The 25,094-nt window shown below is 63.6% G+C and carries 29 protein-coding genes; 15 read left to right on the forward strand and 14 right to left on the reverse strand.

The window, feature by feature from the left end; genetic code table 11:
- Positions 1 to 8 precede the first annotated feature (8 nt).
- From OOZ51_RS04700 to OOZ51_RS04710, 3 genes are read left to right on the forward strand one after another with little or no spacing between them, the layout of a single operon-like run.
- Positions 9 to 962, forward strand: coding sequence for a 1,4-dihydroxy-2-naphthoyl-CoA synthase (locus OOZ51_RS04700; protein WP_265977822.1), 954 nt, complete (start codon positions 9 to 11; stop codon positions 960 to 962).
- Positions 963 to 970: 8 nt separating this feature from the next.
- Complete coding sequence (locus tag OOZ51_RS04705) at positions 971 to 2,104, forward strand: AMP-binding protein (protein ID WP_265977823.1); 1,134 nt, start codon at positions 971 to 973, stop codon at positions 2,102 to 2,104.
- 57 nt (positions 2,105 to 2,161) lie between these two features.
- Complete coding sequence (locus OOZ51_RS04710) at positions 2,162 to 3,043, forward strand: 1,4-dihydroxy-2-naphthoate polyprenyltransferase (RefSeq protein ID WP_265977824.1); 882 nt, start codon at positions 2,162 to 2,164, stop codon at positions 3,041 to 3,043.
- A 91-nt stretch (positions 3,044 to 3,134) separates the two neighbouring features.
- Here the strand turns inward: OOZ51_RS04710 and OOZ51_RS04715 are convergent, their stop codons facing one another.
- The gene (locus OOZ51_RS04715) at positions 3,135 to 3,443 is read right to left on the reverse strand and encodes a DUF4229 domain-containing protein (RefSeq protein ID WP_265977825.1); all 309 of its coding nucleotides are present in this window, start codon (positions 3,441 to 3,443) and stop codon (positions 3,135 to 3,137) included.
- A gap of 81 nt (positions 3,444 to 3,524) precedes the next feature.
- Here OOZ51_RS04715 and OOZ51_RS04720 point away from each other — a divergent pair, with 81 nt between their 5' ends.
- Positions 3,525 to 3,902 (forward strand): PLD nuclease N-terminal domain-containing protein, encoded by a 378-nt coding sequence (locus OOZ51_RS04720; RefSeq protein ID WP_265977826.1) that lies wholly within the window; start codon positions 3,525 to 3,527, stop codon positions 3,900 to 3,902.
- A 232-nt stretch (positions 3,903 to 4,134) separates the two neighbouring features.
- Here the strand turns inward: OOZ51_RS04720 and ccsB are convergent, their stop codons facing one another.
- Genes ccsB through OOZ51_RS04745 form a run of 5 tightly spaced genes read right to left on the reverse strand, consistent with a single transcriptional unit; the run spans position 4,135 to position 9,023 of the window.
- Entirely contained in the window at positions 4,135 to 5,199 is a 1,065-nt protein-coding gene (gene ccsB, locus OOZ51_RS04725) for a c-type cytochrome biogenesis protein CcsB (protein WP_265977827.1), read from the reverse strand.
- The gene (gene resB, locus OOZ51_RS04730; RefSeq protein ID WP_265977828.1) at positions 5,199 to 6,935 is read right to left on the reverse strand and encodes a cytochrome c biogenesis protein ResB; all 1,737 of its coding nucleotides are present in this window, start codon (positions 6,933 to 6,935) and stop codon (positions 5,199 to 5,201) included. Before resB ends, ccsB begins: the two co-directional genes overlap by 1 nt.
- Positions 6,935 to 7,690, reverse strand: a complete 756-nt coding sequence (locus OOZ51_RS04735; protein ID WP_265977829.1) for a cytochrome c biogenesis CcdA family protein — start codon at positions 7,688 to 7,690, stop codon at positions 6,935 to 6,937. Before OOZ51_RS04735 ends, resB begins: the two co-directional genes overlap by 1 nt.
- Before the next feature lie 14 nt (positions 7,691 to 7,704).
- Complete coding sequence (locus OOZ51_RS04740) at positions 7,705 to 8,355, reverse strand: TlpA family protein disulfide reductase (protein WP_265977830.1); 651 nt, start codon at positions 8,353 to 8,355, stop codon at positions 7,705 to 7,707.
- A gap of 2 nt (positions 8,356 to 8,357) precedes the next feature.
- Positions 8,358 to 9,023, reverse strand: coding sequence for a histidine phosphatase family protein (locus tag OOZ51_RS04745; RefSeq protein ID WP_265977831.1), 666 nt, complete (start codon positions 9,021 to 9,023; stop codon positions 8,358 to 8,360).
- Between the two features lie 203 nt (positions 9,024 to 9,226).
- On the opposite strand from OOZ51_RS04745, the gene OOZ51_RS04750 reads away from it, so the two are divergent.
- From OOZ51_RS04750 to OOZ51_RS04760, 3 genes are all read left to right on the forward strand, one after another.
- Positions 9,227 to 9,775 (forward strand): YceI family protein, encoded by a 549-nt coding sequence (locus OOZ51_RS04750; RefSeq protein WP_265977832.1) that lies wholly within the window; start codon positions 9,227 to 9,229, stop codon positions 9,773 to 9,775.
- A 430-nt stretch (positions 9,776 to 10,205) separates the two neighbouring features.
- Positions 10,206 to 10,676 (forward strand): hypothetical protein, encoded by a 471-nt coding sequence (locus tag OOZ51_RS04755; protein ID WP_265977834.1) that lies wholly within the window; start codon positions 10,206 to 10,208, stop codon positions 10,674 to 10,676.
- A gap of 244 nt (positions 10,677 to 10,920) precedes the next feature.
- Entirely contained in the window at positions 10,921 to 11,763 is an 843-nt protein-coding gene (locus tag OOZ51_RS04760; protein WP_265977835.1) for a hypothetical protein, read from the forward strand.
- Positions 11,764 to 11,831: 68 nt separating this feature from the next.
- Here OOZ51_RS04760 and OOZ51_RS04765 read toward each other — a convergent pair whose 3' ends face one another.
- Positions 11,832 to 12,554: a redox-sensing transcriptional repressor Rex gene (locus OOZ51_RS04765; protein WP_395798710.1), complete on the reverse strand. Its 723-nt coding sequence runs from the start codon at positions 12,552 to 12,554 to the stop codon at positions 11,832 to 11,834.
- Positions 12,555 to 12,604: 50 nt separating this feature from the next.
- A complete protein-coding gene (locus OOZ51_RS04770; protein WP_265977837.1) occupies positions 12,605 to 12,859 on the reverse strand; it encodes a glutaredoxin family protein in 255 nt (84 codons plus the stop codon).
- 143 nt (positions 12,860 to 13,002) lie between these two features.
- Here OOZ51_RS04770 and OOZ51_RS04775 point away from each other — a divergent pair, with 143 nt between their 5' ends.
- Positions 13,003 to 13,821, forward strand: coding sequence for an HAD family hydrolase (locus tag OOZ51_RS04775; RefSeq protein ID WP_265977838.1), 819 nt, complete (start codon positions 13,003 to 13,005; stop codon positions 13,819 to 13,821).
- A gap of 255 nt (positions 13,822 to 14,076) precedes the next feature.
- Here the strand turns inward: OOZ51_RS04775 and OOZ51_RS04780 are convergent, their stop codons facing one another.
- The 3 genes from OOZ51_RS04780 to OOZ51_RS04790 all read right to left on the reverse strand — a co-directional run bounded on the left by OOZ51_RS04780 (position 14,077) and on the right by OOZ51_RS04790 (position 15,862).
- A complete protein-coding gene (locus OOZ51_RS04780) occupies positions 14,077 to 14,175 on the reverse strand; it encodes a 30S ribosomal protein bS22 (RefSeq protein ID WP_003792170.1) in 99 nt (32 codons plus the stop codon).
- A gap of 173 nt (positions 14,176 to 14,348) precedes the next feature.
- Positions 14,349 to 14,561 carry a helix-turn-helix domain-containing protein gene (locus tag OOZ51_RS04785; RefSeq protein ID WP_265977972.1) on the reverse strand — a complete coding sequence of 71 codons (213 nt, stop codon included), beginning with the start codon at positions 14,559 to 14,561 and terminating at the stop codon, positions 14,349 to 14,351.
- A gap of 158 nt (positions 14,562 to 14,719) precedes the next feature.
- Positions 14,720 to 15,862: a 3-deoxy-7-phosphoheptulonate synthase gene (locus OOZ51_RS04790; protein WP_265977974.1), complete on the reverse strand. Its 1,143-nt coding sequence runs from the start codon at positions 15,860 to 15,862 to the stop codon at positions 14,720 to 14,722.
- A 316-nt stretch (positions 15,863 to 16,178) separates the two neighbouring features.
- Between OOZ51_RS04790 and OOZ51_RS04795 the strand changes: the two genes are divergently transcribed.
- Positions 16,179 to 17,192: a LacI family DNA-binding transcriptional regulator gene (locus tag OOZ51_RS04795; protein ID WP_265977975.1), complete on the forward strand. Its 1,014-nt coding sequence runs from the start codon at positions 16,179 to 16,181 to the stop codon at positions 17,190 to 17,192.
- On the opposite strand, the gene OOZ51_RS04800 is transcribed toward OOZ51_RS04795, so the two are convergent.
- Entirely contained in the window at positions 17,182 to 17,886 is a 705-nt protein-coding gene (locus tag OOZ51_RS04800) for a FadR/GntR family transcriptional regulator (protein ID WP_265977976.1), read from the reverse strand. The genes OOZ51_RS04795 and OOZ51_RS04800 overlap by 11 nt on opposite strands.
- Before the next feature lie 79 nt (positions 17,887 to 17,965).
- Between OOZ51_RS04800 and OOZ51_RS04805 the strand changes: the two genes are divergently transcribed.
- Positions 17,966 to 19,270, forward strand: a complete 1,305-nt coding sequence (locus OOZ51_RS04805; protein ID WP_416346343.1) for an alpha-hydroxy acid oxidase — start codon at positions 17,966 to 17,968, stop codon at positions 19,268 to 19,270.
- 91 nt (positions 19,271 to 19,361) lie between these two features.
- On the opposite strand, the gene OOZ51_RS04810 is transcribed toward OOZ51_RS04805, so the two are convergent.
- Entirely contained in the window at positions 19,362 to 19,916 is a 555-nt protein-coding gene (locus tag OOZ51_RS04810; protein WP_265977977.1) for an ArsR/SmtB family transcription factor, read from the reverse strand.
- Between the two features lie 175 nt (positions 19,917 to 20,091).
- On the opposite strand from OOZ51_RS04810, the gene OOZ51_RS04815 reads away from it, so the two are divergent.
- Positions 20,092 to 20,574 (forward strand): hypothetical protein, encoded by a 483-nt coding sequence (locus OOZ51_RS04815; protein WP_265977978.1) that lies wholly within the window; start codon positions 20,092 to 20,094, stop codon positions 20,572 to 20,574.
- A gap of 39 nt (positions 20,575 to 20,613) precedes the next feature.
- Here OOZ51_RS04815 and OOZ51_RS04820 read toward each other — a convergent pair whose 3' ends face one another.
- Positions 20,614 to 21,762, reverse strand: a complete 1,149-nt coding sequence (locus OOZ51_RS04820; RefSeq protein WP_265977980.1) for an acetoin utilization protein AcuC — start codon at positions 21,760 to 21,762, stop codon at positions 20,614 to 20,616.
- Between OOZ51_RS04820 and OOZ51_RS04825 the strand changes: the two genes are divergently transcribed.
- The 4 genes from OOZ51_RS04825 to OOZ51_RS04840 are packed head-to-tail and all read left to right on the forward strand — an operon-like array spanning position 21,761 to position 25,071.
- Positions 21,761 to 21,883, forward strand: a complete 123-nt coding sequence (locus OOZ51_RS04825; protein WP_265977982.1) for a hypothetical protein — start codon at positions 21,761 to 21,763, stop codon at positions 21,881 to 21,883. The two genes, OOZ51_RS04820 and OOZ51_RS04825, sit on opposite strands and share 2 nt — an antisense overlap.
- A gap of 54 nt (positions 21,884 to 21,937) precedes the next feature.
- Positions 21,938 to 23,371: a TrkH family potassium uptake protein gene (locus OOZ51_RS04830; protein WP_265977984.1), complete on the forward strand. Its 1,434-nt coding sequence runs from the start codon at positions 21,938 to 21,940 to the stop codon at positions 23,369 to 23,371.
- Positions 23,372 to 23,411: 40 nt separating this feature from the next.
- Positions 23,412 to 24,050, forward strand: coding sequence for a potassium channel family protein (locus OOZ51_RS04835; RefSeq protein ID WP_171983496.1), 639 nt, complete (start codon positions 23,412 to 23,414; stop codon positions 24,048 to 24,050).
- Positions 24,051 to 24,099: 49 nt separating this feature from the next.
- On the forward strand, positions 24,100 to 25,071 hold the full coding sequence (locus OOZ51_RS04840) for a magnesium transporter CorA family protein (RefSeq protein ID WP_265977985.1): 972 nt from the start codon (positions 24,100 to 24,102) through the stop codon (positions 25,069 to 25,071).
- Positions 25,072 to 25,094: the final 23 nt, after the last annotated feature.

Raw genomic sequence — 25,094 nt, forward strand, 5'->3', positions numbered from 1 at the left:
CTCGGAGGGTGAGCAACGACTTCCCCGCCAAGGTATCCGACGTCTTTGACCCGTCGCGCTGGCGCAGCGTGTCCGGTTTCGACGATTTCCAGGACATGACGTACCACCGGCAAGTCGAGCGGGACGCAGCCGGCTCCGTGACAAAAGACCTTCCCACGGTCCGGATCGCCTTCAACCGGCCGGAGGTCCGCAACGCCTTCCGTCCCGGCACCGTCGACGAGCTCTACCGCGCCATGGACCACGCCCGAATGACCCCGGATGTCGCCACGGTGCTCCTCACCGGCAATGGGCCCTCCCCCAAGGACGGCGGCCACTCCTTCTGTTCCGGCGGGGACCAGCGGATCCGCGGCCGGGACGGCTACCGCTATGCCGACGGCGAGACGCAGGAGAGCATCGATCCCGCCCGGGCCGGCCGCCTGCACATCCTGGAGGTCCAGCGGCTCATGCGGACCATGCCCAAGGTGGTCATCGCCGTCGTCAACGGCTGGGCAGCCGGTGGCGGGCACTCGCTGCACGTTGTCTCCGACCTGACTATCGCCTCCCGCGAGCACGGCAAGTTCAAGCAGACCGACGCCACCGTGGGAAGTTTCGACGCCGGTTATGGCTCGGCGCTGCTCGCCCGCCAGATCGGCCAGAAGGCCGCCCGCGAGATCTTCTTCCTGGCCCGTGAGTATTCCGCAGCGGACATGGTGCGGATGGGCGCCGTCAACGAAGCTGTCGACCATGACCGCCTCGAAGAGGTGGCCCTGGAGTACGCCGCGGACATCGCGCGCCAGTCTCCTCAGGCCATTCGCATGCTCAAGTTCGCCTTCAACCTGGCCGACGACGGCCTTGCTGGTCAGCAGGTCTTCGCAGGCGAGGCAACGCGCCTGGCCTACATGACGGACGAAGCCGTGGAGGGCAAGGAAGCATTCCTCGAGAAGCGCGATCCGGATTGGTCCAACTTCCCTTACTACTTCTAGGACTGCCCGTGAACATCGATCCCGTTCTCAAGGCCCTGGCCGCCGCCCTCCACGACGAGGGCCCCGCCGTCGAAATCACCGCATCGGAGGACGGCGTCCCGCACGCCTCCCCCATCGAAACACCCGGTTTCGAAGATGCGGCAGTGGTGGTCCGCACGTCCGGTTCCACCGGCACGCCCAAGGCCACCGTGCTCACGGTCGACGAGCTCGCAGCTTCTTCCATGGCCACAGCAATCGCACTCCGGGGCGAGGGACAGTGGCTCCTGGCCTTGCCGCTGCAGTACGTCGCCGGGGTCCAGGTGCTGGTCCGCTCGCTTTTCGCAGGCACGCGTCCGTGGACCATGGACCTTTCCAACGGCTTCACATCCGAGGCCTTCACCGCAGCCGCCGAAGAACTCACGGACAAAATCCGCTTCACTTCCTTGGTGCCCACCCAGCTGCAGCGACTCCTGGACTCGCCCTCGCCGCAAACCCTTGCGGTCCTTCGCCGCTTCAACGCCATCCTCCTGGGCGGGGCACCTGCCTCCGCCGCGCTGCTGGACGCTGCCAGGGAGACCGGGCTGAAGGTTGTGACAACCTATGGCTCGGCTGAGACGTGCGGCGGCTGCGTGTACGACGGAAGCCCACTGGAGGGCGTCAGGGTCATGCTCGACGACGACGGCCGCGTCCTCCTGGGCGGCGACACCGTGGCTTCCGGTTACCTGGACGCGCCCGAGGCGAGTGCCGAGGCGTTCTTCGAGGAGGATGGCACCCGCTGGTACCGCACCAACGATCTCGGCGAGCTCGCCGCAGACGGCACACTCACTGTGCTGGGACGCGCCGACGACGTCATCATCACCGGCGGCGTCAAAGCCTCCGCCGCGTTCATCCAGGCGGAGCTTGAAAAGTTCGACGGCGTGACCGCGGCTTTCGTGGCCGGCGTACCTTCGCGTGAGTGGGGCCAGGCAGTGGCGGCCTACGTGGCGGTCGAGGACAGCACCCCGGAAGGCATTGAGCACTACAAGGCGCTCTGCCAGGAAAAGCTGGGGTCCCTCGCTCCGAAAACGGTGCTCACGACCGATGGGCTCATCATGCTCCCCAACGGAAAACCGGACCGGCTGGCGATGATCGAGCTGCTCACCGAGGTGCATCAGGGAGAATAGACAAGTTCTCCCCGACCGTCAGCCTTCCCCAACGCGAAACAACACGAGGTACTGAACGTGGCAACAGCTGCACAATGGATTCAAGGCGCCCGCCTACGCACCCTGCCGGCCGCGATCGCGCCGGTGCTGATCGGCACCGCGGCCGCCTACGAACTGCAGTCTTTCCGGGTATTGAATGCCATCCTCGCCGCCCTGGTGGCGCTGCTGCTGCAGATCGGAGTCAACTATGCCAACGACTACTCGGACGGCATCCGCGGCACCGATGAGGACCGCGTAGGCCCACTCCGGCTTGTTGGTTCCGGCGTGGCACGCCCGGACCACGTCAAGTGGGCTGCCTTCGGCGCCTTCGGCCTGGCCATGGTGTTCGGCCTGGTTCTGGTGATCATCACGCAGAGCTGGTGGCTGATTTTAGTGGGCCTCGGCAGCGTTCTTGCTGCCTGGGGCTACACCGGCGGCAAGAACCCGTACGGCTACATGGGCTTGGGCGACCTCTTCGTGTTTGTTTTCTTCGGCCTCGTGGCAACCCTTGGCACCACTTACACGCAGGCCGGGCAGGTGAGCATGCCGGCCGTCATCGGAGCAATCGGCACGGGATTGATCGCCTGCGCCCTGCTGATGGCCAACAACGTCCGCGACATCCCGACGGACATGGCCGCGGGCAAGCGCACCCTGGCGGTGCGCCTTGGCGACCGTCATGCCCGCGAGAGCTACGTCCTGATGTTGGCCGTAGCCATACTGTTGGTGATCGTGCTGGCGCCCGCCAAGCCGTGGATGCTGATCGTGCTGCTGCTGATCCCCGCCTGCCTCATGCCGGCATGGCTCATGGTCAACGGCAGGAAGCGCAAGAGCCTGATCCCGGTGCTCAAGCAGACCGGACTGATCAACCTCGGCTACAGCGTGCTGTTCTCGCTGGGCCTCATCCTGAGCCACGGCTTCTAACCCTCGCTCACATCATCTGCGCGAGCGTCCGCAGGAAACCCTCCAAAGGTGAGCGAGCGTTTTCCCCCGACGCTCGCGCAGCTTTGAGTTTCTAGGCTTCCTTGGGGCGCCTGTCGTTCTCGACCGTCACCGTGGGGTTTTGATCCACCAGCCGGTCCTCGACCTCGGCATCTTCGATCTCCAATGCGGAGCGGATTGGCTTGGCGCGGCCTGTGAAACGTTCGCGCATGGCGGCAGTAGCGGCGTCGCGCTGCTTCTGGAAGAACAGGTAGCTGATGGCGAACGCAATCAGACCCGCGAAGATCACCGCCAGCAACCAACCCGTCTGCAGAAAGACGAACAGGGCGAATAGCGGAACGAAGAGCGCCATGCGGATCAAGGAGTATTTGAGGAAAGCCACGAATCAAGTTTAGCCGCACAGCCTGATTGCACCCTGATCGTGCAGCTATCACCGGACCCGACGGCGACTAGACTTGACGGTATGCTCCGCGTAGTTGCAGTTGTCGCCGTCTTGCTCGTGTACGTCTATGGGCTGGTGGACGTCATCCGCACGGACCGCCGCGCCACCCGGGGAATTTCCAAACCCGCCTGGATCATTGTCGTAGTTCTGCTGCCGATCCTCGGAGCCGCTCTCTGGTTCATTTTGGGCCGCCCCTACAACAGCCGCCCCACCCCGCGGCCCGCGAGCCATCCCACCGCGCCCGACGACGACCCCGACTTCCTGCGGAACCTCGAGATCCGCCGTCGCAACCAAGCCGAGGCCGAACGCCTCAAGAAGCTCAAGGCCGAGCTCGAAGCCAAGGATCGCAAACTCAAGGGCGGATCCAACGCTGAAGACAGCGGCGACGTCAACACCTGACACCCCGCCAACAGAACCTGCGGCACGAGAGGGCGTCAGGGTCTTGCTAAGGAGCGCATCGCCGACCAGAGCTGAATGAGGCCGCCCGCGGCCGAGTGAGGCGTCGGGAGGAAGAGACGCCCTCAGGGCCCCGAACTGAGCTTGCGAAGTTTGGGGAAGGGCGGAACGCTAAGCGACGGCAAGGCGCTGATGCCCGCGGACCCGGCCCGCGGACGTCGGCGCGTTGAAGACCCTACTGCGCGAGCCCCGAGTAAGAGTGCAGCCCGTTGAAGAACTGGTTCACGATGGTGAAGTTGAAGATCACGCACAAGTAGCCCACGATCGACAGCCACGCTGCGCGGGTCCCGGTCCAGCCGCGGGTGGCGCGGGCGTGCAGGTAGCCTGCGTACACCACCCAGATGACGAACGTCCAGACTTCCTTGGTGTCCCAGCCCCAGAAACGGCCCCACGCCTTCTCGGCCCAGATGGCGCCGAACATGAGGGTGAAGGTCCAGCCCACGAATGCGACCGTGTTGATGCGGTAGGACAGGTTTTCCAGGCTCAAGGCGTTGGGAACCAGGCGCATGAAGCCCAATTTGTCTGCTCCGCCGGACGCCAGGGTCTTCTGCCGGTGCGATTGCACCAACTGCAGGGCGGACATGGCGAAGGTCAACGTGAAGAGGGACGCGGACATCACTGCGATGGAGACGTGGATGACCAACCAGTAGCTCTGCAGCGCGGGAACCAAATGCCCTACGGGAGTCCAGTAAGCCACGGACGCCGCTACCAGCATGATCACTGCCAGGCCCAGGACGAACGTGCCAAGGAAGCGCAAGTCCCGGCGGATCAGCGACAGCAGGAAGACAGCAACAACCAGGAACGCGCCAGTGGTCAGGAACTCGTACATGTTGCCCCACGGCACGCGCCCCGCGCCGATCGCACGGGTGATCACACCGGCTCCGTGGATAGCCACGCCGATAATGGCGACCGCCACGGCAACGCGAGCGGGAATGCGGCGCTCAGCGGCATACTTCATGTCGCCGCCGGCGGTCTGGCTGACTGAGGTGACCGCCGACGTCGGGCGCTCAATGCGGCCAGCAGGTCCCCCGACGTCGTTCCCACCGGCACGTCCGGCAGCCACCGGCACCTTGACCTCGACGGCCTCAGCAGAGGCTGCCTTCAGGTCCACCGCCCGCAGCGTCTTGCTGCTCTTGGCGAGGTCCCACGCGAAAGCGATAAACGCCACCGTGTAAGTGCCGGCCGCGAGCAGCATGAAAAGCTCGCTGTATTGGCCCATGGTTTCGTTGATGGGGAACATTACTGGTCCTTCGAGGTTGAGGAAGAAACGGTGTCGGTGGGTTGCTCCGCGGAGGGCAGCCATTCTCGTTGCAACAGTTCGCGGATCGCGGCGGCTTCGCCGGCCAGCCCGTGGTCCTCGCCGCGGGCAAGGAGGCCATACTCCACCATTGTGCGCCCGTCGTCGTGGGTTCCCGTCCGGACCCAGACGCGGCGGCGGTTCAGGTAGAGGGAGAGAATCAGTCCGGCGACCGCGAGCAACGCGAATATCAGCGCAGTGGCTTGGCCCGGGTTGTGGTGGATGTCAACGCCAACGTACTTCTTGACGCCGTCAAAAGTGATGCTGCCCTTGCCGTTCGGAAGCGTGTATGTGCCTCCCGGGGCGAGCGCGATGGCCTTCTCCGCCATGCCACGGCCATTGAGCGGGGTCAGTTTGGCCACGTCGAGCTCGAAGACGTTCTGCGGCGTGCCCTTGTTCAGGCCGAGGTCGCCGTAGTACGAGTTGAGGTTCAACTGCGGGTTGATGAGTTCGGGATCGCCGCTGAAGGCGACACCCTTGTCCGTGACCATCGCCGTGGGCAGGAAGAACCCAGCGAAGCCGAGCTGATCGGGCTTGGCATCGGGAACCTTGATGACCACCGAGGAATAGTAGTTGTCACCCTGCAGCTTGGCCACCACAGGTCCCTGCATGGCGACGTTGCCGGCGCCGTCCCGGACTGTGACCACGGGGGCATAGCCATTGCCCGTCAGGTAGATGCTGGTGTCGCCAAGCGTCACGGGATCGTTGACCTTGAGGGTCTGCTTCTTGGCGGGCGAATCGGGCGTGTCCTTGGTGGTGACGGCCGCTGTGAAGTCGATGGGCTGGCCGAAATGCGCAGGCGATTCACGATCGAACTGGACGTCGAACTTGTTCAGCTGGATGGAGTACGGCTGCAGCCAACTGCTCTGGAAATTTGTGCCAGGGCTGAATTGGTCATAGCCCACCAAGGTGTTCACGAAGGTGTCGCCTTCCACCAGGATGCGCTGCCCGCTGTAGCCAAACAGCCCTCCGACGGCAACTGAAACCAGCACCCCGATCAGCGAGGCGTGGAACACCAGGTTCCCCACTTCCTTGAGGAAGCCGCGCTCGGCACCCAAGGAAGGCATGGCTCCGTCCGCGTCGCGCACCTCCACGCGGTAGCCGCGCTTCTTCAGCACGGCAGCGGCATCCGAAATAGCCTTCGACGCCGGGATCCCGGCGTCGGCGGGCAGCACGAGTGTGCCGTACTCCGGAAGGCGGGAGAGACGCTTGGGCGTCCGTGGCGGTTGCGAGCGCATCGCCTTGTAGTGGGCAATGGCCCGCGGCGTGACGCAACCGATAAGCGAGATGAACAGCAGAATGTAGATGGCCGAGAACCAGGCAGAGGAGTACACGTCGTAGAGCTGCACGGAGTCAAGGATCTTGCCGTAGTCCGGGTGGTCCTTGATGTATTGGGTCACGATCGAAGGGTTCACCGGGCGCTGCGGGAACAGCGAGCCGGGCACCGCCGCGACGGCCAGGAGCAGCAGCAGGAACAGCGCGGTGCGCATGCTGGTCAGCTGGGTCCAGGCCCAGCGCAGCATGCCCACGATCCCCAGAACCGGCAGTGCTGCCTGGGCTTTAGCCCTGTCAACTGCCTTGTCGATCGGCTTGTCAATCGGCTTGTCAGCTGCCTTGCCACCCGCAGGCTTGCTCGCGGACTTGTTGGACTTCGTTTTACCTTGCACAGGCTCGCTCATCAGATCGGCAACTTCACATCGGTTTGGAACCAGTACTGCAGCCCGGTAACCCAGGCGCCCCACACTCCCGTGGCCATCAGGATTCCGAGGAGGATCAGAATGCCCCCGCCCATCCGCTGGATGGCCAAGCGGTGCTTGCGGAAGAAAGACATCACACCCATCCCCCGGCGGACTGCGAGGGCGATCAGCAGGAAGGGGATGCCCAAGCCAAGACTATAGACAAACGCCAGGAGTGCCCCCTTCGCCGCGGACGATCCCCCGGAGAGGCTCAGCAGCTGGACGGCGGAATAGGTGGGGCCGATGCACGGCGCCCAGCCCAGCCCGAAGGTGATGCCCAACAACGGCGCACCCCACAGCCCGGCTGGGGGCTTGGCATGGATTTTGGCGTCGCGCTGCAACCAACCAAAGCCGCCGAGGAAAACGACGCCCATGATGATCACCAGCAAGCCCAGCAATTGCGTGATCCAGGCGTTCTGCGGGCCGGTAATGAGGGTCCCCAACTGGCCGAAGGCACCACCCAGCAGGACAAAAATCAGGGAAAAGCCCAGCACGAACAGGCCGATTCCCGCGAGCATGCGCCCACGCTTCTGCTTCTGGAGGTCCATACCGGTCAGCCCGGTCACGTAGCCGAGGTAGCCAGGGACCAGGGGCAGGACGCATGGCGACAGGAAGGACACGAGTCCGGCAAGCAAGGCCACGGGGATGGCCAGCAGCAAGGAACCGCTCAGGATGGTCTCGGCGAAGGGGCTGTTCACGCTGTCCGTGCCACCTACTCGGCAACCGCGGACGTAATGAGTGCCTTGAGGGTGCTCTTCTCGATCTCACCCAGGACTCGGGAAGCGATCTTGCCTTCCTTGTCCAGGACCAAGGTGGTGGGCACCGCGCCGGGAGGCACAATGCCGGAGACAGACAGGAGCACGGCACCGTCTTTGTCATTGAAGCTGGGGTACGTGAGGTTGAAGGTCTTGTCGAACGCATCGGCCGTGGCCTTCTCGTCCCTGAGGTTCACGCCGTAGAACTGGACGCCCTTGCTCTTGAACTCCTGATGCAACTCTTCGAGGATCGGCGCCTCGACTCGGCACGGCGCGCACGCGGCGAACCAGAAGTTGAGGACGGTCACCTTGCCGAGCAGGTCCTGCGGTGTCACGGCAGTTCCGTCAAACAAAGTGCCCTTGATCCCGACGGCGGCCTTTCGGTCCGTTTTGACGAATTCCGTCACGGAGCCGTCTCCGGCGACGTAGTTCTTGTTGTCGCCGGCCTTCGCCTGCTTGGCGAGGGCGTCTTCTTGCGCACAGGCGGACAGGCCCATGGTCAGCGCAGTGAGCGCCAGCCCCCCGGCGGCAAGGATGCTGCGGCGGGAGGTCAGGGCTGCGCTGGTGGTCTTAATGCCATTGCTTATGCCGTTGGCGGTGCGGTTCATTGTCATGCTCCGGGAGTGCTCGCGGCACCGGGCAGCAGCACGGCGGCAGGTTCGCTGTACTCCACCCGCGCAACCTTGCCGTCGTCGTCGAACACCAGGGACGTCAGTGACGTCAGCGTGCACTCGCGTTTGCGCGGATCGTGCCACAACCGTCGGCCCTCCGCGCTAAGGCGCGTGGCGTAAATGGGAAGCTGGTGGCTGACCAGGATTGCCTCCGCGCCGTCGCCGCCGAGCTCGATCGCCTTCAGGCGGGCGTCCTCGACGGCGGCACGCATGCGAGTGACCTGGTCCTTGTAGGCCTCGCCCCAGGACGGACGCAGCGGATTCCGATACTCGAACCAGTGCTTGGGCTTGATGAACTCGGAGGCGCTGGCCTTGAGCCCCTCGAAGTGGTTCGCGGCCTCGACGATCCGCGGTTCCGTGTGGATCTCAAGGTTCAACGCGTGGGACGTGGGAAGGGCAGTTTCCTGTGCGCGGGTCAACGGCGAGGCGACAAGGTGGACGATGTTCGCCCCCTGCGCAGCGCGGGCAGCAAAGTGGTCCGCGAGCATCTGGGCCATCTCGCGGCCGCGTTCGGAGAGGTGGAATTCGGGCAACCTGCCGTACAGAATACGGTCGGGATTGTAGACCTCGCCATGGCGGAGCAGATGGACAGTTGCTTGGGGCATGTTTACCAGTTTCTCAAAGAAGGCGGGCGATCTGAAATCTTCTACGTTTCGTAGAACTGAAAGTTTCTCCAGAATGTTCCCTGAAGATGGAATAAAAGATGCATTTGCATGTTTATACTTGACACAAGGTTCGGTTGACACTTCAACTAAGTGCGATCGAACGTCCGATGAAGCTACGACCACACCTTCCCAAGGAGAACGCCATGACACTTCCCGCCAACGTCACCACCGGCATCTGGACCCTCGACAACTCCCACAGCGAGATCGGCTTCACCGTCCGGCACGCAGGCATCAGCAAGGTCCGCGGCCAGTTCACCGAGGCCGAGTCCACCCTGGAACTCGGCAGCGGCCTGGCTGACTCCAAGGTCAACGCCACCATCCAGACCGCCAGCTTCGACTCCGGCGACGCCAACCGCGACGGCCACGTCAAGGGCGAGGACTTCTTCGACGTGGAGAAGTTCCCGGAAATCACCTTCGTCTCCCGCCACGTCAGGGCCAATGGCGACAGCTTCGACCTCGTGGGCGACCTGAGCATCAAGGGCGTCACCAAAGAGGTGACCATCGAGACCGAGTTCAACGGCGTGGCAGTTGACCCTTTCGGCAATACCCGCGCAGGCGTTTCCGGTGAGACCACCATCAGCCGCAAAGACTTCGGCCTGACCTGGAACGCCGTGCTCGAAGCCGGCGGCGTGCTCGTCAGCGACAAGGTTGTCATCAACCTCGAACTGGCTTTCATCGCACCGGCTGCCTAATCCACCCGGTTCCTGGCCTGAATGGCGTCTTCGGGGCTGCATGCGATCCATCGTGCGGCCCCGGAGGCGCCATTTCGTTGCTAGCGGTGTCACCCGCTTATTGTTCGGGAAAAACCCGATACTTAGCGGCGAATTGGCTAAGAATTTCCTATGAATCCTTAAACCTCAGGTCTAAAGTGATGCCATGAGTAACCCAAACGAAGCTCCTCAGCCTCAGCAGCCTGGTGCCCAGCCACCGCAGCCCGGAGCTGAGCCTCAGCAGCCCGGCACCGCCCCTCCTGCGGGTTACCAGCCTCCGCAGGGATACCCAGCACCCCCTTCCTACCAAGCGCCCCCGTCCTACCAGCAGCCAGCCCCCGGTTACGAGCAGCCAGCCCCCGGCAGCCCTCCGACGGGCCAACCCGGGCACAGCGAAGGTTTCCACTTCGAGATGCCTACTGACGGTCCAAAGAACTTCAACGATGTCCTGCCCAGGGGCGGTTTTTCCGGCATGTTCAATGTCACCGGAATGCCCATCGAGCTGAAGGTCTCGTACTGGATCTGGCTTATCGGCGGGCTCTTGGGCCTCCTGGGTGGCCTGCTCGGCCTCTTTGGCTCCGTGGTGCTTTTCGCGCTCGCGCCGGGACTCGCCGTCGTCGTCCTCCTTTTGGTGCTGGTCGCGCTGGTTGTCGCGGCCGCCCAGATCGTCTTCGCGATGAAGATGAAGGAAGGCAAGGAGTGGGCGCGCCTCGCGCTGACCGTAATCGCAGGTATTTCCCTGATTCTCTCGATCGTGGGAGGAGCGATGGCCAATGGACAGAGCAACAACTGGTTCAGCTTCGTCATCAGCCTCGTGGCAACCATCCTGATGTGGCTGCCTAATTCGCAAACATGGTTCAAGTCAGTGAAGAGCACCATTTAGCCACACTGCTCTAAGCCGGTTTTTCGAGTCGAAGGCCGCGGCAGGTTCCCGGGGGACCCCGCGGCCTTCCCTTTGCCCGGCACTGTTCACACGCGGGAGATCCGCCGAACCAGTCCGGGCAGAATTCTTGCCGTGAATCATCCCGGGCACTGTTCTGCCGGGGTACGGTGGAATTAAGCCGAGCTGGGGGCAGGGCACGTTGCACCCGGCAGCCGTATCTGCAGTCGACACGCAAAGGAATGCCATGAGCACCCCTCCGTATCCGCCATCCACTCCGGGCGAAAACCCCACACCTGAGCAGCCCCAGTACGGCCAGCAAGCTCCGCAGCCGGGCCAACAGCCGCAATACGGCCAGCCCTCCGCACCCCAGTACGGCCAGCAAGCTCCGCAGTACGGCCAGCAAGCTCCCCAGCCGGGCCAACAGGCTCCGCAGCCGGGCCAACAGCCCCAATACGGTCAGTCCTCCGTCCCGCAGTACGGTCAGTCCTCCGTCCCGCAGTACGGTCAGTCCTCCGTCCCGCAGTACGGTCAGTCCTCCGTTCCGCAGTACGGGCAGAGCGGACCCGTCACGTGGCCGAGCCAGCAGCCCGCTGGGACGTCCGGTATCCCGCAACTGGTGAACACTGCGTTCTTGATGATCGTCTCCGCTGCCGTCCTCTCTTTCGTCAGCGCACTGGTTCTCGCATTCACCGGCGGCGACACCTTTACGGCCATAATGCAGCAGTCCGCAGCCCAGCAGGGTCAGCGGCTTCCCGCCGGCGCTCTTCAAGGCATGCAGGGCGCCATCGTCTTTGGCGCCATCATCGGCGGCCTGATATCGCTGGGTCTTTATGCGCTTGTCGCATTCCCGGTCCGTAAGGGTAAGAACTGGGCCCGGATCTTGGGAACCGTCTTCGCGGCGATTTCGCTCTTTGGCCTTCTTGGTGGATCATTCACGTTCGGCCTGCTTTACGGATTGATCCAGACCATCACCATCCTCTTGGGCATCGCCGCCATGGTGCTGTTGTATTTGCCGGGCTCGGCACCGTATTTCCGGAAAGCACAGCCTTTCGCGAACCCCTACAACCAGGCGCCGTACGGCCGCTAGCCCTGAGGTCGTTCGGCCTCTAGGGGGCACGTCTCGACGAATACAACGGGCGCAGACCCGGCCTTGGCCTAAAGAGCCTGGCCCGGGGTCTGTGCCCGTTGTGCGTGATACGCAAGGATCTGCAGCTCGGTGGCCATGTCCACCTTGCGCAGATTCACGTAAGGCGGAACCTGCAGCAGCACAGGAGCAAAGCTGAGGATGCTGCGGATCCCCGCGCTGATCACGCGGTCGCAGACGTCCTGCGCCACCGCGGCCGGGAGAGCCAGGACAACCATGTTGGTGCCGGTCCGCTGAAGGACCGTTTCAAGATTCGCGGCATCGCTGACCCGCAGCCAGCCGACTTCGTTCCCGATGACCATGGGATCGGCGTCGAGGATCGCCACCACGTCGAAGCCGCGCGATTCGAATCCGCCGTACCGGGCCAAGGCCTTGCCAAGGTTGCCGGCACCCACAATCGCCACTTTCCAGTCGTGGGTCAGGCCCAGCGCCGCAGCAATGTGCCGGCTCAGATACTGCACCTCGTATCCCACGCCACGCGTTCCGTAGGAGCCAACGTAGGAGAGGTCCTTGCGCAGGGTGGAGGAACTGACTCCTGACGCCTCGGCCAACGCCTCGGAAGAAACCCGTTCCACGCCCTCGCCCAGCAGGGAGTTCAGCGCGCGCAGGTAAAGCGTCATCCGGGCCACGGCCGCGGGGGGTATCTGCTTCGCGGCAGAGTCCTTGTCCCCAGGTACAGCGTCCCCGGGTAGAGCTTCGGCGGACGGTTCCAGCGCAGTCACGTTCTTCTCCATTGCGTCGCTTTGTTTTCCCACTCTATTGCCACAAAGCATTGGACGCATGTTCAGGAAGCCAAAGCCTTCTTCAGGACCCGCACCAGCCTCGCCTCATCGATTTTCCAGAAGTCCCGCTGTATTCCGTCCACGAATACCACCGGGATCTCCTCGGCATAGCGTTCGCGGAGTGTCGGGTCTGTATCGATCGACTGCTCAGTCCACTCGAGCCCAAGGCTTGAGGTCGCGCGTTCGACGGCGTCGCGTGCCGCAGTGCACAGGTGGCAGTCAGCTTTGGTGAGGAGTACGACGTCGGGATTCGGCATGGTTCAACGGTATCGCGTTGGCGTGGACCCAGCCTGAAAACAGCCCTCAACCCAGCGTCACGCAGCCCAAAGAACGCTCGACGCGGAACCGCAAGGCACCCTCACGAACGGCACGGAGCCGGGCGATTGACTAGACTCATGGCATGCCCGTCGAGAAGAACGCTGTTGTGGCCATCACGCCGGCCGCAACGCACCAACGCGGCGAAGCTGCATTCTTCGACGTCGACAACACCCTTATGAAGGGCGCCAGCCTCTTCCACGTCGCGCGCAAGATGTACGAACGTAAGGCGTTCACCCTCTCCCAAGCCGCGGGCTTCGCCTGGAAGCAGTTCAAGTTTGTCCTGCGGGGCGAAAACATGGAGGACGTCCATTCAGTCCGGGATTCCGCACTGATCCTCGCGGCAGGCATCAAGGTTTCCGATATCCAGGAGCTGGGCGAAGAAGTCTACGACGAGATGATCGAGTCCCGGATCTGGCCCGGTACCAAGGCTTTGGCGGAACAGCATCTGCGCGTTGGCCGGAAGGTCTGGCTGGTGACCGCCACCCCCATCGAAGTCGCCACCGTGATTTCCACCCGGCTGCGGCTGACAGGCGCCTTGGGCACCGTGGGCGAGGTTGAAAATGGCGCCTACACCGGGCGCCTGGTAGGCGAAATCCTCCATGGACCGGCCAAAGCCGTGGCGGTGCAGCGCGTGGCTGACGAAGAAGGCCTGGATTTGAACCGCTGCTGGGCATACAGCGATTCACATAACGACATCCCGCTGCTCACTTTGGTGGGCCACCCCGTGTGCATCAATCCCGACGCCAGACTGCGGCGCCATGCGCGGGAGAACAATTGGCCCGTCTACGACTTCCGTTCCGGCCGCCGGGCAGCCACGCTAGGCCTCAAAGCTGCGACCGTCGGAGGCGCCGTGTACGGCCTCTGGCGGGGCTTCTCCAAGTTCCGCAGCCCCAGGGCCTAGCGCACGCGATCCTCGCTCACTTCCGTGCCGGTTTTAGCCGATCCTCCTGCGGATCTTTCGGCGAAACGATGAACCCTCCTGCACTCGATATGAACTGGGCGACTCGATGTGAAGGAGGGTTCGGCTTTTTGGGGACGTAAGTGAGCGGGCGTCATCGAAACAAGCTACAAACGTGAGCGAGCGTCGTCGGGGGATAAACGCAAAAATGCCCGCGGCCTCGAAAGGCAACGGGCATTCACGCTGTAGGAAGTATCTCTACTTCTTGTTGCGGCGCTGGTGGCGGGTCTTGCGAAGCAGTTTGCGGTGCTTCTTCTTGGCCATACGCTTGCGGCGCTTCTTAATAACTGAACCCACGTAAGTTCCTTACCAAACTAGATTGAGATTCTGTCTGCTGGGTGAGGTCCTTGAACTGAGCAACAGACTTTTACAACTGACAGATTCTTACAATGACGTAAAACGTTCCTTAACAGGGTACCGCCTATCGGGGGCACCCGATGACCGCTGGCCCTATGGAAACCAAGCAAGTCTCAAGCGGTCTCCGAGCGTCCGTCGACGACCGCACCCTTGAGGTACTGGTTCACTGCTTCCTCGGGGACACGGAATGACCGCCCAAAACGGACGGCTGGCATTTCTCCCGAGTGGACCAGGCGGTACACGGTCATTTTGGAAACCCGGAGGACTTCGGCAACCTCGGCCACGGTCATGAAACGCGCGTTCGAGAAGTTAGTCTCTGCGGACATTTCTCCATATTCCTTTGCTCTCAGCGGTTAGCGGCGAACCCCAGCATTCATTACCTGGTGTGCCGATGCTGAGCCATCAAACAACCATGTGCTAGATACTCTAGAGGCTGCTGGTACCAAAGTGAAAGTGTTTCGGCCAACTGTGGGCATGGTTTTCGCTAGTCTGCAGCTGCCACACGACGCTTGCGTGCCGAGGCCGCCAACTGGTCCAGGACGGACACTGTGACGTCCCATTCCATGCAGGCGTCGGTAACGCTCTGGCCGTACACCAAATCCTGTTCCCCAGCCAGCTGCCGTTCCACCTCCAGGTTCTGTGCCCCACCTACGAGGAAGCTTTCCAGCATCACGCCGGCGATCGGCGAAGCCACGTTGTCCTCCAGCTGGGCGCCGATCTCCAGTGCAACCTCGGCTTGGCGATGGTGGCTCTTGCCGCTGTTGGCGTGGCTCGCGTCCACGATCAGCCGGGGATTCAGTCCCTTGGCCGAGAGCTTCTCCGAGGCATCGGCGACGTCGTCGGCGGAGTAGTTCGGGCCCTTGCGGCCACCGCGCAGGATCACATGGGTGTCCGGGTTGCCCGAGGTCGCCACGAGGGCGGCGCGGCCATCGCCGTCGATCCCCAAGAATGCCTGCGCTGCGGCAGACGCACCGCAAGCGTCGATCGCTACCTGGAGGTCGCCGTCGGTCCCGTTCTTGAAGCCGATCGGCATGGAGAGTCCGGAGGCGAGCTGGCGGTGGATCTGACTCTCGGTGGTACGGGCTCCAATGGCGCCCCACGCAACGAGGTCGGCCATGTATTGCGGGCTGATGGGTTCCAGGAACTCTGTGGCCGTCGGTAGGCCGAGGGCCGTCACTTGCTGCAGGAATCCACGCGCCGCACGGAGCCCGGCCGCGATGTCGTGGCTGCCGTCCAGGTGGGGATCGTTGATGAGGCCCTTCCAGCCGACGGTGGTGCGCGGCTTCTCGAAGTAGGCCCGCATGACGATCAGCAGGTCCTCCTTGTGCTTCTCGGCCTGGCTGACGAGGCGGCGGGCGTATTCCAGGCCGGCCTTCGGATCGTGGATGGAGCACGGGCCAACGATCACGAGGAGGCGGTCGTCAACGCCGTCCATGATGGCGCGGACTCCGTCGCGTCCGCGCTCGACGACGGCGGAGGCCCTGGAGTCCAGCGGCAGTTCCGCGATGATGTCCTGCGGCGTGGGGAGCGGTTCGAAGCGGCTGACGCGCAGGTTCGACGTCGACTGCGCGGCGGCAGTCCCGACGTCCGCGTTATGTGTGCTGGGCTCTGCGGCGATGCTGGTCATGAAGTGGGTCCTGTTCCGGAGAGGAGCGGACCCTACTCAGAGCCCGCCTGGAAATGGCGAAGGGCAGAGAATGATCTCTGCCCTGTTGGCTCTGAAGGAAAGTTGGATGCGTGTCAGTTAGACGCGGGCCCCTCCAGAGCCAACGAAAAATACGCATACCAACGGTTAGTCATAGCGAAACCATAGCGTCGGTTTCCAGCTGCCCGCAAATCGAAATGCAACGACATCAAGAGAAACCGCTTCCCCGCGCAATATAAACTTCACCTCAGAACAAAATCGCCGCTCCCGAGGCGGCAGCGGCTCCAGGAAGGAACCCATGGCAGGCGGAAGAAATACCCGGCGGGTGGGCATCGCAGATGTGGCATCCATGGCCGGCGTTTCGCATGCCACGGTTTCCCGGGTCATGAACGGTAACACCACGGTGGATGTGGTCATTGCCGCGCGCGTTCGCGCAGCCGCCGCGGAACTGAAATACAAGCCGAACCCGGTGGGCCGAAGCCTGGCCCTGGGAAAGACGGACACCATCGGAATCGTGGTTCCGGACCTGTCCAATCCCACGTTCCAGGCCATTCTTCGCGGGCTAAGCATTGCCGCCGCCCGCGATGGCTACCGCGTATTGATCGCGGACTCATCCGAGGTCTCCAGTGAAGAAGCAATTCTCGCGGGGGAAGCCCGGCGGCGTTGCGACGGCGTCGTTCTCTGCGCCCCCCGCATGAGCGACGCCGAACTCGAAGAACTCGCCCCCACGCTCTATCCGCTCGTGCTGATCAACCGGACCACCGAGTCGGTTCCGACGCCCAGCTTGGTGGTGGACTATGGCCAAGGCATTCAGGAACTTGCCGCCCATCTCGTTGAGCTGGGCCATCGAAAATTGGCCTACCTGACAGGTCCGGACCGGAGCGCGTCCAACGTGCAGCGGCTCCGCGGGCTCGAGAAGTTCACGGCTGAGTACCCGGACGTCGAATTGCAGTTCATTCCGGGAGGCAACACGTTCGACGCCGGGTTTGAGTCGAGCGATGCCGTCGCCTCATGCGGCGCTACCGGCATCCTCGTCTTCAACGACGTCGCCGCGATGGGCCTGTTGAGCGGCCTGAGCCAACGTGGAATCCGCGTGCCGGAAGACTTGTCCCTCACGGGTTTCGATGACATGCCCTTCGCCCGGTACACCATGCCTCCGCTGACCACCGCGGCCGTGCCGATCACCGACCTCGGCGATCTTGCGTGGCGCCGCATGCGGGAGCAGATCCAGGCCAACGACGCCGCCTCCCCCACGAATTACTTTCCCCCGCGGATTGAGCTCAGGGGCAGCACCGGGCCCGTCAAGGCCTAGTTTCCCCGGGCGGCCGGCCCAGCCCGGCCTCGCGGTAGTACCCCTCGATATGCGCTGTGACGAGAGTGGCTGCCCGGCCGCCGTCGCCGTCGTGCACCGCCTCCAAGATGGCGCGGTGCTCGCACCGCAGGCGGTTCGCGGTGCTATCCCAATTCGGCAGGTTGGCAGTCAGTGCCGCGGCATAGCCCTCGATCGCTTCGCGCAGCGAGCCCATGATGGTGCTCACCACGGCATTTCCGGCGGCTTCCGCCAGCGCCAGGTGGAAGGCGACGTCCAGCGCGAGGAAGTCGTCGACGGCGGAGCTTGCGTCCATTTTGTCCAGCAGCCTCGCTGCTTCCACGAGTTCAGGGGCGTCGGCTTTGGCGCGGGATACCGCCCACGATTCGAGCAGGACCCGGGTTTGCACGATGTCGGCGACGGGCAAATGTTGCGTGGCCACGTGAAGGCGGAGCGCGGAGCCGAGGGCCGTGGCCGGTTCGGCGATGACTACGGTCCCGGCGTCCTTGCCGGACCCTACGCCAGCCCGCACCACACCCATGGCTTCCAGGATCCGGATGGCTTCACGGACCGATGTCCGTGAGACTTCCAGTTGCTCGGCGAGCGCCCGTTCGGCAGGAAGCCGCCCGCCCAGCACCAAATGTCCGTCCGACAGTTGCTTTTCGATCCAACTGAGGACGAGTTCGTGCGTTCGCATGGATAAATACTAGTTGATGTGGTTGGACCACATGGCATAGAGTGTGGTCCAACCACACAATCACCCTGGAGACAGCATCATGACGCAGACCGTCCAGCCGAGCAGCACCCCTTCCCTCGAGGTGCCCGCGAACGTCCCTACTGCCGTCGAGCGCCCCGCTGCGCTGAAGCGTCGGATTCCCAAATACGCAGACCTGGCTCCCCTGATGAAATTCAAGAAGCCCGAGTTCAGCAACGCGGCGAGGCTGCGCCGCGCATCTACCATTTGGGAACTGCGGGACATGGCCAAGCGGCGAACTCCCCAAGCACCATTCGACTACACCGATGGCGCGGCCGAGGCGGAGATCACCCTCCGCCGGGCCCGCCAGGCGTTCCAGGACATCGAGTTCCGCCCGGGAATCCTGCGGGACGTCTCCAGCATCGACCTCAGCACCGAGATCCTGGGCAAAATGTCCCGGCTTCCGTTCGGCATAGCGCCTACGGGATTCACGCGCATGATGCAGTCGGAAGGTGAGTACGCGGGCTCGCAGGCTGCCGAAGCGGCTGGTATTCCTTACACGTTGTCCACCATGGGCACTGCTTCCATCGAGGACGTTGCCGCAGCGGCTCCGAACGGCCGCAACTGGTTCCAGCTGTACCTCTGGACGGATCGGGACAGGTCACTCGAACTGATCGAGCGCGCTGCCAAGGCCGGAAACGACACCCTCATGGTCACGGTGGACACCGCCGTCGCGGGCGCCCGGTTGCGCGATGTCCGCAACGGCATGACCATTCCGCCCGCGCTCACCGTGAAGACCGTGCTGGATGCTTCCTATCGGCCCGCCTGGTGGTTCAACTTCCTCACGCACGAGCCACTGACCTTCGCTTCACTCTCGCGCTACACGGGCACAGTGGCCGATCTCATCAACTCCATGTTCGATCCCACCCTGACCTTTGACGACCTCGACTGGCTGCGCGAAACGTGGAAGGGAAAGCTGGTAGTCAAGGGCATCCAGACGGTCGAAGATGCCCGCAAGGTGGTGGACCACGGCGCAGACGGCATCGTGATTTCAAACCACGGCGGACGCCAACTGGACCGCGCGCCGATTCCGCTGCACCTCGTTCCGGAGGTCGCCGCCGCACTGAAAGCGGACAACAGCGACGCGGCCATCATCCTGGACACGGGCATCATGAGCGGCGCGGACATCGTGGCGGCCCTTGCCCTCGGCGCCGATTTCACGCTGATCGGCCGGGCCTACCTCTACGGGCTCATGGCCGGTGGCCGCGCCGGCGTGGACCGCACCATCCAGATCCTGGAGAAGGACATGGCGCGCACCATGGCCCTGCTTGGAGTAACGAAGGTCTCGGAACTGACCCCGGACCACGTGCGTCTCCTGCAGCACTAACCTGCGGCTACCCTCCCAACTAGCTCGCACTTAATGACGTTTTGGGCCTCCAAAACGACAACAACTGCTAGCTAGTTGGGGTGGCTACGCGCTACTTCTTCCGGCCGAACTTCGGCAGATTGGGTAGGTTCGGCAGGTTCGCCAGGAGGTCCGCTGCCTTCGTGGCGGCACGGCCAACCGTGCGGCCGATCTGCTGCGGCATGGTGTCGTCCATTCCCGCGGCGGCGGCAGCGGCGCCCGAATCCGGCGTGGGCTCAGGCGAGCGCGCGACGTCGGCGCTCGCCGACGTCGGGACCTCCGGCTCGCCGTCGGGCTGCGGGAGCTGCTTCCTCGCGGCGCGCGGGCTACCAGCCGCGGCGGCTGCCTCGGCGGCAGGCCGGGCGGGTCCGACGTCGAACGTCTCCAGCCAGCTGGCAACCCCAGCGAGCGGCTTGGGGTTCAACGCGTAGTAGCGTTTCTGCCCCTGTGCGCGCATGCTGACGAGATCCGCCTCGCGGAGTACCTTCAAATGTTTTGAGATGGTGGGCTGGCTCGCTGCGAGCTCCTCCACCAGTTCCCCCACAGCTTTATCCCCAGAGCGGAGGGAAACCAGAATGTCACGCCGGGTTGCCTCAGCAATGACGGCAAATACGTCGTCAGTCACCATGCCTCCCACCCTAGCGACATATACGCCAAAAGGCATCAACTATTTCGGTCGGCGTGAAGCAAGGAATCGTTGACCGCGCCCGGGGCCGGTGCTAGAACGGATTCACGGTCCGCCACGGCCCGCCGGAAGCGCGGATCCAGGTCAGGGCCGTTTGAGCGGGTTGGGGTGCGATGCCATGACTGAATATTTCCGCCGGCAACTGTTCAACGTTATCGCCGCTGTGTTCCTGCTTCTTTTCGTGGCCGTTTGGCTGGCGGTACTCATCCGCGTGCTGACCTGGATTCCGGTAGGCGACGCCGCAGCACCAAGCCTCAACGGCGCCTTGGTCACTGCGGCGGGCGTCCTGGCCACGTCTCTGAGTTCACTAACGGCGTCGGCCCTGGGCTTCACGATTTCCGAAATCCGGCGGGACCGCGTCGTCGAGACCATCGAGAGGGTGGAGACTGCCTCCTACCCGAGCGAGGTGGCGGCCAGGCTGTCCGGCCGGATTATCGCCGCGATCATGGTGTACATGGTGATCGGGCTGCTGGTGCTGATCCTTTGGCTGTTCAAGGGCACGGCGTCCACGGATCTCATCGGCGCCTTCGCGCTGTCCCTGTTGGGCTGGTTGGTGGGAGCGGCCGGCGTCGTTTTCCAGACAGAGAAGCCAAGCCACTAGCCTTGAGGCCAGCCGATCGGTTTGATGCTGGCGGGAACGCTAGTCGAACCAGGGGTCCAGTCCGTAGAGGGGGAAGATCTCCTTGCGGGTGGCAATGATGGTGCGGTCCACGGCGTCGGCAGGGTCGTACCCCACCTCCCATGAACGCCACCAGGTGTCGACGCCGTCGCCCATGAGTTCCGGAACCGAGTCCCCGTATTTCTCCTTGACGTAGCTCCGGAAGATTTCCGGGACCGGAGCTGTCAACTGCACGGGATGCTGGGCCACGATTCCTATCAAGTGGCTCCAGGTCCGCGGTACCACTCCCGTGATGTCGTAGCCCCCTCCCCCGGTGGCAATCCAGCGGTTCTCGCAGACCCTGGCGGCGAGACCCGCGATGGCGGTGGCCGCCTCGCGTTGACCGTCCACACTGAGGTTGAGGTGCGTGAGCGGATCGAGTTTGTGGGAGTCGCAGCCGTGCTGGCTCACGATGACTTCCGGATCAAAGGCCCGCACGAGTTGCGGCACCACTGCATGGAACGCGCGCAGCCACCCGGCGTCGCCCGTCCACGCAGGCAACGCCACATTGACGGCTGCGCCGAGCGCATCCGGACCGCCGATCTCGTTGGCGAATCCCGTTCCCGGGAACAACGAGAGGCCGCTCTCGTGCAGGGAGATCGTCAGGACCCTGGGATCGTTCCAGAAGATGCTCTGGGTGCCATCACCGTGGTGGGCGTCGATGTCGATGTACGCAACCCTCCGGACTCCGCCGTCGAGCAGCCTCTGCGCGGCGAGGGCGGCGTCGTTGTAGATACAAAACCCACTGGCCCGCTCACGGGAAGCATGATGCATGCCGCCGCCGAAGTTGACGGCCCGGACCGCGGTCCCGGACAGGATGGCCTCGGCCGCGAGCAACGATCCGCCGGCAAGACGGGCGCTTGCTTCGTGCATTCCCGCAAACGCGGGATCATCTTCGGTGCCGAGTCCGCGTTCCGGGTCCGGCGTCGTCGGGTCCTCACTGGCGCGCCGCACGGCGGCGACGTATTCGGCGCTGTGAACGGCGAGGAGTTCGACGTCGGTCGCGACCTCGGGCGCTTGGACGGACACATGCTCCAGGTCGAAGAGTCCGAGCGCCGCGGCGAGCCTGGCCGTCAGTTCCAGCCGCGCGGGGGCCATCGGATGCGAGGGACCGAAATTGTATGCGGTCATGGCGGGATCCCACGCCACCGTCGTTGGCAGCGCGGACGGACGGGGGCCTGCCCAGGAAGTCATCAATGACAGGCTACCCGAGCGGCGGGAGCGCACCTGCCCCGTTACGGCGGGCGATTAGTGGTTTACTACTCAAGAAAGCAGAATCAATCGACCAGAAGCGAACAGCACTGCCATGACTCAGAGCCAGTCGAGGTCCCGAGACCCGGCCAGCTGGCAAACCGTCCAGCCGGAGCGGGGAGGCCTGTGGATTTTCACGGGTATTCGCGACTTCATCGACAACATCGCCAACACCACACCGGCCCGATTGGCGCTGACGGCCTATGGCCTCGCGATCCTCCTGTTCACCGGCCTGCTTTCCCTGCCAGCGGCATCGGCTGACGGCGCGGTCACTCCCATCCACCAGGCCTTGTTCACCGCTGTCTCCAGCGTCTGTGTGACCGGTTTGACCGTTGTGTCGACGGCGACGCACTGGACCTTCTTCGGCCAGCTCGTGATTCTCGTGGGCATCTTCGTGGGGGGCTTGGGAACCCTGACACTCGCTTCCCTCCTGGCACTCATGGTCAGCAAACGGCTGGGCGTGAGGGGCAAGCTCATTGCCCAGGAGGCGATGAACAACGCCGGACGTTTGGGCGAGGTGGGTACGTTGTTGCGGATCGTCATCTCGACGTCCGTGACCATCGAGGCCGTACTGGCCGTCGCGATGATTCCCCGGTTCCTGACGCTCGGAGAGGACTTCTGGCAGGCCGTCTGGCACGGGGTCTTCTATTCGATTTCTTCCTTCAACAATGCCGGTTTCACACCCCATTCCGACGGCATCGTGCCGTACGAGGCGGACCTGTGGATTCTGGTGCCGCTGATGCTTGGCGTGTTCCTCGGCAGCCTCGGCTTCCCCGTGATGCTGGTGCTCCGGAGGCACGGCCTCAATTGGAAGAAGTGGAGCCTCCACAGCAAGCTGACCATCCAGGTTTCGCTGATTCTCCTCGTTGCCGGCGCAGTCCTCTGGGCCCTGATGGAGTGGGACAACACCAACACCATCGCCAACATGAGCTTTGGGGACAAGATCACGCATTCCATTTTCGCCTCGGTCATGACGCGCTCCGGAGGCTTCAACTTGGTTGACCAGAGCCATATGGATTCCACTACCAGGCTGCTGTCGGACGCGCTCATGTTCGCCGGCGGCGGTTCGGCGTCGACGGCGGGCGGCATCAAGGTGACCACCATCGCGGTCATGTTCCTTGCCATCGTCGCTGAGGCACGTGGCGACGACGACGTCAAGGTCTACGGCCGCACGATCCCCGAGGGCACCATGCGGGTGGCCATCTCGGTGATCGTAGCCGGTGCCACCTTGGTTTGCGCAGCAGCATTCTTGTTGCTGGCCATCAGCGGGGCCAGCCTGGACCGAGTACTCTTCGAAACCATTTCAGCCTTCGCAACAGTGGGCCTCAGCACGAACCTCAGTGCCGAGTTGCCTCCGTCGGGGGTCTACATTCTGGCCGTCCTCATGTTCGCCGGCCGCATCGGCACCATCACCCTTGCCTCCGCCCTGGCCCTCCGCCAGCGCAGGCAGCTATTCCATTACCCGGAAGAGAGGCCAATCATTGGCTAATTCAACAGGCGCCCCCAACCGGCCGGCGCACAACGCCCCCGTGCTGGTGATCGGCCTGGGCCGCTTCGGTGCAGCCACTGCCGAGCAGCTCGTCAAGCAGGGACGCGAAGTCCTGGCCATCGAGCGGGACCGCACGCTCGTCCAGAACTGGGCGTCCGTGTTGACTCATGTGGTGGAGGCCGACGCCACGAACATCGACGCCCTCCGCCAGCTCGGCGCGCAGGAATTCAGCTCCGCAGTGGTGGGCGTGGGTACGTCGATCGAGTCCTCTGTGCTCATCACGGTGAACCTCGTGGATCTGGGCATCGAGCACCTCTGGGTGAAAGCGATCACTGCCTCACACGGCAAGATCCTCACGCGAATCGGCGCCAACCACGTTATCTATCCCGAGGCCGACGCCGGGGTCCGTGCGGCCCACCTCGTCTCTGGGCGCATGCTGGACTTCATCGAGTTCGACGACGACTTCGCGATCGTGAAAATGTACCCGCCGAAGGAAACCGTCGGCTTCACGCTGGATGAGTCCAAGGTCCGATCCAAGTACGGCGTGACGATTGTCGGCGTGAAATCCCCGGGCGAGGACTTCACCTATGCCCGGCCGGACACGAAGGTTTCCGGCCGCGACATGCTGATTGTGTCCGGCCACGTGGACCTGCTGGAGCGCTTCGCGGCCCGGCCGTAAGTCCCCTTCGAGACCAATGTTCGGAGACAGCTCCCGTAACATAGGGCGGATGGTATTCATACGGCTGTACCGCGAAGGAAAACTCGAACGCGACGACGTCGGCGCCCACGAGATCGAGGCCCTGGCCCACCAGGATGACGTGGTGCTGTGGATCGACTTCACCAATCCGACAGCGGATGACCTCCTGGGCGTCGAGACGGTATACGGGCTCCACCGCCTCGCCGTTGAGGACGCCGTCCATGACTTCCAGCGGCCCAAGCTGGACCGGTACCCGAACCATTTGTTCCTGTCGGCCTATCAGGCAGGGCTGAAGTCCGGCACCGGCGAACTCTCGATCGCCGAAATCTCGGCTTTCGTGACGCGGAACGCCCTCGTGACTGTGCACGGCCCTGATTTCGACACCGACATGTTGATGGCGCATTGGGACGCGGAAACTGACCTGACCGCCCATGGGGCGCCCTTCCTCTTCTGGGGCCTGCTGGACTTGATCGTCGACGGGCACTTCGACGCCGTCCAGGAACTCGACGGTTACATCGACGCACTCGAAGAATCACTCTTTGACGACCACTCCCCCGACCACGACCTGCAGCGGAAGACCTTCGAGCTGCGAAAGAACCTGGTCCGGCTCCGCCGCGTGATCCTGCCCATGCGCGAAGTCCTTAACACCCTCCTGCGCCGCGATGACCTCGTCGGCTGCAGTCCCGAGATGCAGCCCTTCCTGCAGGACGTCTACGACCATGTCTTGCGCGCCACGGAATGGACAGAATCGCTCCGTGACCTGGTCACCACCATCCTGGAAACGCATATCAGCATCCAGGGGAACCAGATGAACCTGGTCATGAAAAAGGTCACCAGCTGGGCCGCGATCATCGCCGTCCCCACAGCCGTCACAGGTTTCTTCGGACAGAACGTGCCGTTCTTCGGCTTCCAAAGCGACTACGGTCTCTGGTTGTCCTGCGCACTCATGGCCGGCGGATCAATTTTCCTGTACCTGGCGTTCAAGAAACGGGACTGGATCTAGCCGACTCCCGCGGCGCAGGCGGC

The organism is Arthrobacter rhizophilus (genome assembly GCF_026241105.1).
In the GTDB taxonomy this organism is placed as follows: domain Bacteria; phylum Actinomycetota; class Actinomycetes; order Actinomycetales; family Micrococcaceae; genus Arthrobacter.

What these genes read in the sequence shown, in the direction of transcription:
- OOZ51_RS04720 (WP_265977826.1), top strand. Translation starts at nt 3,525, where the DNA reads ATGCTCCGCGTAGTTGCAGTTGTCGCCGTCTTGCTCGTGTACGTCTAT.
- ccsB (WP_265977827.1), bottom strand. Translation starts at nt 5,199, where the DNA reads ATGTTCCCCATCAACGAAACCATGGGCCAATACAGCGAGCTTTTCATG.
- resB (WP_265977828.1), bottom strand. Translation starts at nt 6,935, where the DNA reads ATGAGCGAGCCTGTGCAAGGTAAAACGAAGTCCAACAAGTCCGCGAGC.
- OOZ51_RS04740 (WP_265977830.1), bottom strand. Translation starts at nt 8,355, where the DNA reads ATGAACCGCACCGCCAACGGCATAAGCAATGGCATTAAGACCACCAGC.
- OOZ51_RS04745 (WP_265977831.1), bottom strand. Translation starts at nt 9,023, where the DNA reads ATGCCCCAAGCAACTGTCCATCTGCTCCGCCATGGCGAGGTCTACAAT.
- OOZ51_RS04750 (WP_265977832.1), top strand. Translation starts at nt 9,227, where the DNA reads ATGACACTTCCCGCCAACGTCACCACCGGCATCTGGACCCTCGACAAC.
- OOZ51_RS04755 (WP_265977834.1), top strand. Translation starts at nt 10,206, where the DNA reads ATGCCTACTGACGGTCCAAAGAACTTCAACGATGTCCTGCCCAGGGGC.
- OOZ51_RS04760 (WP_265977835.1), top strand. Translation starts at nt 10,921, where the DNA reads ATGAGCACCCCTCCGTATCCGCCATCCACTCCGGGCGAAAACCCCACA.
- OOZ51_RS04765 (WP_395798710.1), bottom strand. Translation starts at nt 12,554, where the DNA reads ATGGAGAAGAACGTGACTGCGCTGGAACCGTCCGCCGAAGCTCTACCC.
- OOZ51_RS04770 (WP_265977837.1), bottom strand. Translation starts at nt 12,859, where the DNA reads ATGCCGAATCCCGACGTCGTACTCCTCACCAAAGCTGACTGCCACCTG.
- OOZ51_RS04775 (WP_265977838.1), top strand. Translation starts at nt 13,003, where the DNA reads ATGCCCGTCGAGAAGAACGCTGTTGTGGCCATCACGCCGGCCGCAACG.
- OOZ51_RS04785 (WP_265977972.1), bottom strand. Translation starts at nt 14,561, where the DNA reads ATGTCCGCAGAGACTAACTTCTCGAACGCGCGTTTCATGACCGTGGCC.
- OOZ51_RS04790 (WP_265977974.1), bottom strand. Translation starts at nt 15,862, where the DNA reads ATGACCAGCATCGCCGCAGAGCCCAGCACACATAACGCGGACGTCGGG.
- OOZ51_RS04795 (WP_265977975.1), top strand. Translation starts at nt 16,179, where the DNA reads ATGGCAGGCGGAAGAAATACCCGGCGGGTGGGCATCGCAGATGTGGCA.
- OOZ51_RS04800 (WP_265977976.1), bottom strand. Translation starts at nt 17,886, where the DNA reads ATGCGAACGCACGAACTCGTCCTCAGTTGGATCGAAAAGCAACTGTCG.
- OOZ51_RS04805 (WP_416346343.1), top strand. Translation starts at nt 17,966, where the DNA reads ATGACGCAGACCGTCCAGCCGAGCAGCACCCCTTCCCTCGAGGTGCCC.
- OOZ51_RS04810 (WP_265977977.1), bottom strand. Translation starts at nt 19,916, where the DNA reads ATGGTGACTGACGACGTATTTGCCGTCATTGCTGAGGCAACCCGGCGT.
- OOZ51_RS04815 (WP_265977978.1), top strand. Translation starts at nt 20,092, where the DNA reads ATGACTGAATATTTCCGCCGGCAACTGTTCAACGTTATCGCCGCTGTG.
- OOZ51_RS04825 (WP_265977982.1), top strand. Translation starts at nt 21,761, where the DNA reads ATGGCGGGATCCCACGCCACCGTCGTTGGCAGCGCGGACGGACGGGGG.
- OOZ51_RS04820 (WP_265977980.1), bottom strand. Translation starts at nt 21,762, where the DNA reads ATGACCGCATACAATTTCGGTCCCTCGCATCCGATGGCCCCCGCGCGG.
- OOZ51_RS04830 (WP_265977984.1), top strand. Translation starts at nt 21,938, where the DNA reads ATGACTCAGAGCCAGTCGAGGTCCCGAGACCCGGCCAGCTGGCAAACC.
- OOZ51_RS04840 (WP_265977985.1), top strand. Translation starts at nt 24,100, where the DNA reads ATGGTATTCATACGGCTGTACCGCGAAGGAAAACTCGAACGCGACGAC.